The organism is Desulfosporosinus paludis, from assembly GCF_045689965.1.
GTDB classification, from domain to species: domain Bacteria; phylum Bacillota; class Desulfitobacteriia; order Desulfitobacteriales; family Desulfitobacteriaceae; genus Desulfosporosinus; species Desulfosporosinus paludis.
Window position 1 is genome coordinate 4055672 of record NZ_CP144211.1, and the last position, 6829, is coordinate 4062500.

The window sequence follows — 6829 nt, forward strand, 5'->3', positions numbered from 1 at the left end:
TTGTGTGACGAGGAAAGGATGAGTAAGATGTCTTTTGGAAGAATACTCACGGCCATGGTGACTCCTTTGAATGAGGCGTTGGAGGTAGATTATCAAGAAGCTAAACGCTTGGCTGAGTATTTAATCAACCATGGTTCTGATGGAATTGTTGTTTGTGGAACCACTGGAGAATCTCCTACTGTTACCGAGAACGAAAAAGTCGAACTTTTTAAAATCGTGAAAGAGGCTGTAGGGACCAAAGGAACAGTGATCGCTGGGATTGGCTCAAATTCTACGAAGTCGAGTATTTCTCTGGCCCGCAAAGCTGTTATAACCGGTGTAGATGGCCTAATGGCTGTAGTGCCTTATTATAATAAGCCTTCTCAAGAGGGAATGTACCAGCACTTTAAGGTAATTGCTGAAGCAACGTCTTTGCCTTTAATGTTGTACAATGTGCCTGGGAGAACTTCAGCGAACCTTATGCCTGTAACCGTCAAAAGGTTATCAGAGTTACCGAATATAGTTGCCTTAAAAGAGGCAGCTGGTTCTCTAGATCAAGTAAGCGAACTTAAAAGGATGCTGCCTTCAAGCTTTGCGGTCTATAGTGGAGACGATTCCATGACCTTGCCGATGTTGGCCTTAGGTTGCAGCGGAATTGTGAGCGTAGCTGCCCATGTGATTGGGGACGAAATGAAAGAAATGGTAGATGCATGGTTTGCCGGAGACATCGCTAAAGCGACAGAATGGCATCTTGAACTATTTCCAGTGTTTAAAGGTATTTTTATCACAGCTAACCCCGTCCCTATCAAAGCTCTTTTGAATATGTTCGGTCATAAGGTTGGGGGAGTACGTCTTCCCTTAGTAGAGGCGACGCCTGAGGAAATAAAATTTTTGCAGGACCTCATGGAAAGTGTCAGGCGGGCAGAACCTAAAGAATATAGTAACTCTCAGATTTCCCACGAGCTTAAGGCCGCCTCCGCTAAACCTGTTGCTTCAATAGTTTGACCTCCAAAGCCTTTTCAACGGAAAAAATGACAAATAACCCCGTTCCATTCATTGCATGGTGGCACGGAGTTATTTGTTTTTTATTTAGAAATAACCTGAAGGTTGATCTCTAATTTTTCTTAAGACTAACGTTCCTTTTCAATCAAGAGTAAATTTCCAACCACAGTAGAATTCCTCAGGATGTGGGTCGGGCGGACAGGCTAGGCAAGTTGTTTTAATTCGGGAATCGATTGTAGAGGCGAATAAAGAATACTCTACCTCTCCGACGGGTTTACAGGGATGGTCGGGGAGGTTTTTGCGTTTTCGTGCAGATTGGACACGGCAATCTTTCATTTTGAATATTAAAGTGTGATCATCGGGTCTGAAGCTCTCCTGCAAATTCAGAAACGCGTAGAGGCGAAATTTAAGTGCTCGTTCCAGAGCTTCTAGTCCTCCGTTTGTCGGCAGATTGAGAAAAGACATAATTCGTTTGGCTTCGATAACAGTGAACTTTCGCCAAGCTGCAATGTCATGTTCGACTGCTTCCTCAAGTCCTCGGACTTTTTCAATAGCTTGGAACCAAAGACCGTCATGAGCTAACCATCGTTTTGCGAAATCTTCCAGTAGATCCAGAGCCTGTTCACGGGTCAGGTCGTCTTTTGAGTTTAACATAACTAGCCCTCCTAAATTCTCATATTTAAAGAATATTTTGATTTTTGTGGAGTATTCTATTTTTATACTCTTATTTCCTGCTATAAAAAAATAAAGTCATTACTCCGAGGAGCAATGACTAAATAAATTTAAATCATTGAAAATATAATTATTAATAAGGTTTTTATTTTTCGCTTGGCTCATAAAAGGCACACTCTGCTTCACGATCCATAAGGCTAGAGGTGACACTTAATGTCTCTAACTGACAATGACCATCTTCATTATGGTTACATTGAGTAGCGGAGCAAACTACATTCGTCATAAAATTTAACCCACCTTTCTAAACAATGACAATCTACAAATATATTCTCCAGATTGGGGCGCTTTATTCCAAATTTAAATTTTTATAAAGTGAGCCATTGGGCAGGCGGCAATACTTTACCATGATGCACAGTACAGTGTTTGTTGAGAATTAAAAAGTGTTATCAAAGAGCAACAGTTGTTATTTAAACTTGCTATTGTCGTGAAAGGAATGAAGAAACTTGCCAGTCAGCGTTTTGCACGCTATAATGAATTATATTTGTTGTGCGGCTAGTTTCATAGATGCTTCGAAATACTGACGAATGCTGGACGTCATTGTGTTCGTTTAGAGTATTTCGCTTTTTTTGTTGTCTTTATTTTGGCGTCAAAAGAAACCACGGGGATCTCCTTAGCTTTTAAGGCACAATGCAAGAGATAAAATAATACAGGAGGTAGATTTTATTGCCGAAAGAGCATAAACTACAAATTATTCCCTTGGGCGGGCTCGGGGAAATCGGGAAAAACATGACCGTGATTCGCTATGATAACCAGATGGTTCTTGTCGATGCGGGCTTAGCGTTCCCCGAAGAAGAAATGCTTGGGATTGACATCGTTATACCGGATTATTCCTATTTAATCGAAAACAAGGACATGCTTCTCGGGATACTCTTAACGCACGGTCATGAAGATCATATTGGAGCATTACCATATCTTTTGAGGGATATTGATGTGCCAATTTTCGGAACGCGTTTAACGTTAGGAATTATCCAATCCAAAATGAAAGAGAGTAATTTAAATAATATCAAAGCTACAGTTGTTCAGCCACGTGATATTATTAAGCTAGGAGTATTTCGAATCGAGTTTATTAGGGTTAACCATAGTATTCCTGACTCTGTTGGACTTGCTATTCATACGCCATTAGGGACTATTGTTCATACTGGAGATTTTAAGCTGGATCATACACCCGTATCTGGAGAGATCCTTGACATTCACAAATTTTCTGAGCTGGGAGATAAAGGCGTCTTGTGCCTGCTTTCAGACAGCACAAACGTGGAAAGAGCCGGGTTCACACCTTCTGAAAGAAATGTTGGAGAGATGATTGATGAAGCATTTCGTAATGCAAAGGAGCGAGTGATCTTAGCAAGTTTCGCCTCTAATGTTTACCGTCTGCAGCAGGCAATAACTTCCGCTGTTAAGACCAACCGTAAAGTAGCGGTTGTGGGAAGAAGTATGCTTAATATCGTTGGCATTTCGGCTGAGCTTGGGTATCTGGATATTCCTGATGGTGTGTTAGTAGATATCGATGAAATTATCGGTTTACCGGGGAATCAAGCTTGTATCCTAACAACGGGAAGCCAAGGGGAACCGATGTCTGCGCTCACTAGAATGGCCAATCACGACCACCGTCACGTTGCTATTCAACCAGGGGACACAGTAATTATCTCGGCCAGCCCTATTCCTGGCAATGAAAAGTCTGTAGCTAAAACAGTTGACCAGTTATTTAAACTAGGGGCGAATGTTATCTATGAATCAGCAGAAGGAATGCATGTTTCGGGTCATGCTAGTCAAGAAGAGCAAAAGTTAATGCTAAATATGGTACGACCTAAATATTTCATGCCGGTTCACGGCGAATATCGGATGTTAATTAAACATGCTCAATTAGCTGAACAACTGGGAATACCACGTGAGGATATCTTTGTTTCAGAAAACGGTGGAATTGTTGAGTTCACTCGCCATGGAGCCGCAATAGGTGGCAAGATAACGGCAGGAAAGATTTTAATTGATGGATTAGGTATCGGGGATGTAGGTAACATTGTTTTAAGAGATCGGAAGCAGCTCTCTCAAGATGGCATCTTGATCGTAGTCATGACCATCAGTCGTTCAACTGGAGCGATTGTTTCTGGACCGGATGTAGTAACCCGCGGCTTTGTTTATGTCCGAGAGTCCGAGTCGATGTTGGATGAGGCTAAATTGAAAGTAAAACAGACAATGGCACGGTGTCGTGAAAATCGGATCACAGAATGGGCTGTTCTTAAGAGTCAGATAAGAGACGCTCTAAGTAAACAATTCTATGAAAAAACTCGTCGCCGCCCTATGATTCTGCCAATTATTCAAGAAGTTGAATAATGTAGACGGCTTAGAAGTAAACAATATCGATATCATTGATAGCCTTACTGGGGCGATCTAACTGTTTATAGAACTCATAGGATGCCAAGACTCGAAATACCCAAATAACGGGATTTTTGCAATGGTTTTCTATGGGTTCTTATTTGGCGCTATCTTTGTCATGAAAAAAAGAAATGAATTAGAATAAGTGATTGAAATTAGTTTGGAAAAATTTCATAAAAAGTGTTGACATAACTTACAAAGAAATGGTACTATTACTGAGCGCCACAAAAGGCGACAAAGCTCCTCAAAGTCTCTTAAAAATTGACAATTAAGTGGTTAAAATAATAATTGACAATATTGAGCGAGGATGTTAAAATAAATTTTGTGACCTTAAAGGTCAAGAACCGTGGTCTTTGGTCACCTCCCGCCATCCGTGGCTCCGGTGACACCCAGACCATCCATGGTCTTTGAAAACTAAACAACAAGGACAGCCAATGAGAGGAACTCGCAAGAGTTTCACAAAGAAATCAAGAGCAAGATATCAACTTCAAACAAAGAAGTAGAGATAACTTTTTTGGAGAGTTTGATCCTGGCTCAGGACGAACGCTGGCGGCGTGCCTAACACATGCAAGTCGAACGGAGAATTCAATAAGCTTGCTTAGAGAATTTTTAGTGGCGGACGGGTGAGTAACGCGTGGGTAACCTACCCAACAAACCGGGACAACCCTTGGAAACGAGGGCTAATACCGGATACGCTTAAGCTTTGGCATCAAAGCGTAAGGAAAGATGGCCTCTGAAGATGCTATCGATGATGGATGGACCCGCGTCTGATTAGCTAGTTGGTGGGGTAAAGGCCTACCAAGGCGACGATCAGTAGCCGGCCTGAGAGGGTGAACGGCCACACTGGGACTGAGACACGGCCCAGACTCCTACGGGAGGCAGCAGTGGGGAATCTTCCGCAATGGACGAAAGTCTGACGGAGCAACGCCGCGTGTATGATGAAGGTCTTCGGATTGTAAAGTACTGTCTTTAGGGAAGAACGGTCTTCTTGAAAATATTGAGGGGACATGACGGTACCTAAGGAGGAAGCCCCGGCTAACTACGTGCCAGCAGCCGCGGTAATACGTAGGGGGCGAGCGTTGTCCGGAATTATTGGGCGTAAAGGGCGCGTAGGCGGGTATTTAAGTCCGGTGTGAAAGATCAGGGCTCAACCCTGAGAGTGCATCGGAAACTGGGTATCTTGAGGACAGGAGAGGAAAGTGGAATTCCACGTGTAGCGGTGAAATGCGTAGATATGTGGAGGAACACCAGTGGCGAAGGCGACTTTCTGGACTGTAACTGACGCTGAGGCGCGAAAGCGTGGGGAGCAAACAGGATTAGATACCCTGGTAGTCCACGCCGTAAACGATGAGTGCTAGGTGTAGAGGGTATCGACCCCTTCTGTGCCGGAGTTAACACAATAAGCACTCCGCCTGGGGAGTACGGCCGCAAGGTTGAAACTCAAAGGAATTGACGGGGGCCCGCACAAGCGGTGGAGCATGTGGTTTAATTCGACGCAACGCGAAGAACCTTACCAGGGCTTGACATCCTCTGAATCTCTTGGAAACAAGGGAGTGCCCTTCGGGGAGCAGAGAGACAGGTGGTGCATGGTTGTCGTCAGCTCGTGTCGTGAGATGTTGGGTTAAGTCCCGCAACGAGCGCAACCCCTGTATTTAGTTGCTAACAAGTAAGGTTGAGCACTCTAGATAGACTGCCGGTGATAAACCGGAGGAAGGTGGGGATGACGTCAAATCATCATGCCCCTTATGTCCTGGGCTACACACGTGCTACAATGGCCAGTACAGACGGAAGCGAAGCTGTGAAGTGGAGCCAATCCGAGAAAGCTGGTCTCAGTTCGGATTGCAGGCTGCAACTCGCCTGCATGAAGTCGGAATCGCTAGTAATCGCAGGTCAGCATACTGCGGTGAATACGTTCCCGGGCCTTGTACACACCGCCCGTCACACCACGAAAGTCTGCAACACCCGAAGCCGGTGAGGTAACCCGCAAGGGAGCTAGCCGTCGAAGGTGGGGCCGATGATTGGGGTGAAGTCGTAACAAGGTAGCCGTATCGGAAGGTGCGGCTGGATCACCTCCTTTCTAAGGAGCACGGTTTAGAGCTTAGGCTTTAAACGAACATCCTAGTGGTCGATGCTCGTAGCAAGCAAGGTTGCAAGATCAAGGTTGATACGAGATCAAAACGAGTCGCAAGACTCAGGAGTCTAAGAGACTCCGCCGAGGGATCGGCAACTCATTGGAGAGAGCTGTTGTTTAGTTTTGAGAGACCAGGCGATTTAAAGGGATTTAAGTATTCAATCGATTTAAATCAATAGGGACCTCACTCACAGGATTGAGGAAGGGCAGACATGCTTGAGCCAATCCTTATAGTTTTGATAATTTCCACTGTTCTTTGAAAACTGCATAGAGAAGAAAATCTAGTAAGTCAAAGGAAACATCACCTCAAGCCAGGTTTTTTTGAGAAAGAGAACAGGGATTGAGAAAACCCTAGAGATAGCGAAGACATAGGTCAAGCTATTAAGGGCGTACGGTGGATGCCTAGGCGCTAAGAGTCGAAGAAGGGCGCGGTTAACAGCGAAATGCCACGGGGAGTCGTAAGCAGGCTTTGATCCGTGGATCCCCGAATGGGGCAACCCAACTGGAGTTATGTCCGGTTATCTTTAACTGAATCCATAGGTTAAAGAAGACAACCCGGGGAACTGAAACATCTAAGTACCCGGAGGAAGAGAAAGAATCATCGATTCCCTGAGT

General features: G+C 44.4%; 4 protein-coding genes and 2 rRNA genes (1 of these 6 only partly in view). 4 read left to right on the forward strand and 2 right to left on the reverse strand.

What is annotated here, in order from left to right:
• Positions 1-27: 27 nt before the first annotated feature.
• Entirely contained in the window at positions 28-984 is a 957-nt protein-coding gene (dapA, locus tag VZF35_RS20140) for a 4-hydroxy-tetrahydrodipicolinate synthase (RefSeq protein WP_407307852.1), read from the forward strand.
• A 138-nt stretch (positions 985-1122) separates the two neighbouring features.
• On the opposite strand, the gene VZF35_RS20145 is transcribed toward dapA, so the two are convergent.
• Together VZF35_RS20145 and VZF35_RS20150 are read right to left on the reverse strand one after the other, a co-directional pair.
• The gene (locus tag VZF35_RS20145) at positions 1123-1635 is read right to left on the reverse strand and encodes a DUF6125 family protein (protein WP_407307854.1); all 513 of its coding nucleotides are present in this window, start codon (positions 1633-1635) and stop codon (positions 1123-1125) included.
• Between the two features lie 163 nt (positions 1636-1798).
• A complete protein-coding gene (locus tag VZF35_RS20150; RefSeq protein WP_407307857.1) occupies positions 1799-1936 on the reverse strand; it encodes a DUF1540 domain-containing protein in 138 nt (45 codons plus the stop codon).
• 440 nt (positions 1937-2376) lie between these two features.
• On the opposite strand from VZF35_RS20150, the gene VZF35_RS20155 reads away from it, so the two are divergent.
• The 3 genes from VZF35_RS20155 to VZF35_RS20165 form a co-directional block, all read left to right on the forward strand.
• Complete coding sequence (locus VZF35_RS20155; protein ID WP_407307859.1) at positions 2377-4041, forward strand: ribonuclease J; 1665 nt, start codon at positions 2377-2379, stop codon at positions 4039-4041.
• A gap of 553 nt (positions 4042-4594) precedes the next feature.
• Positions 4595-6160, forward strand: a 16S ribosomal RNA gene (locus VZF35_RS20160).
• Positions 6161-6585: 425 nt separating this feature from the next.
• A 23S ribosomal RNA gene (locus VZF35_RS20165) occupies positions 6586-6829 on the forward strand (it continues 2668 nt past the right edge of the window).
• The 16S and 23S rRNA genes sit together here, the layout of an rRNA operon.

Excerpts from the sequence above, each read along its gene's own strand:
- dapA (WP_407307852.1), top strand. The coding sequence starts at position 28 with ATGTCTTTTGGAAGAATACTCACGGCCATGGTGACTCCTTTGAATGAG.
- VZF35_RS20145 (WP_407307854.1), bottom strand. The coding sequence starts at position 1,635 with ATGTTAAACTCAAAAGACGACCTGACCCGTGAACAGGCTCTGGATCTA.
- VZF35_RS20150 (WP_407307857.1), bottom strand. The coding sequence starts at position 1,936 with ATGACGAATGTAGTTTGCTCCGCTACTCAATGTAACCATAATGAAGAT.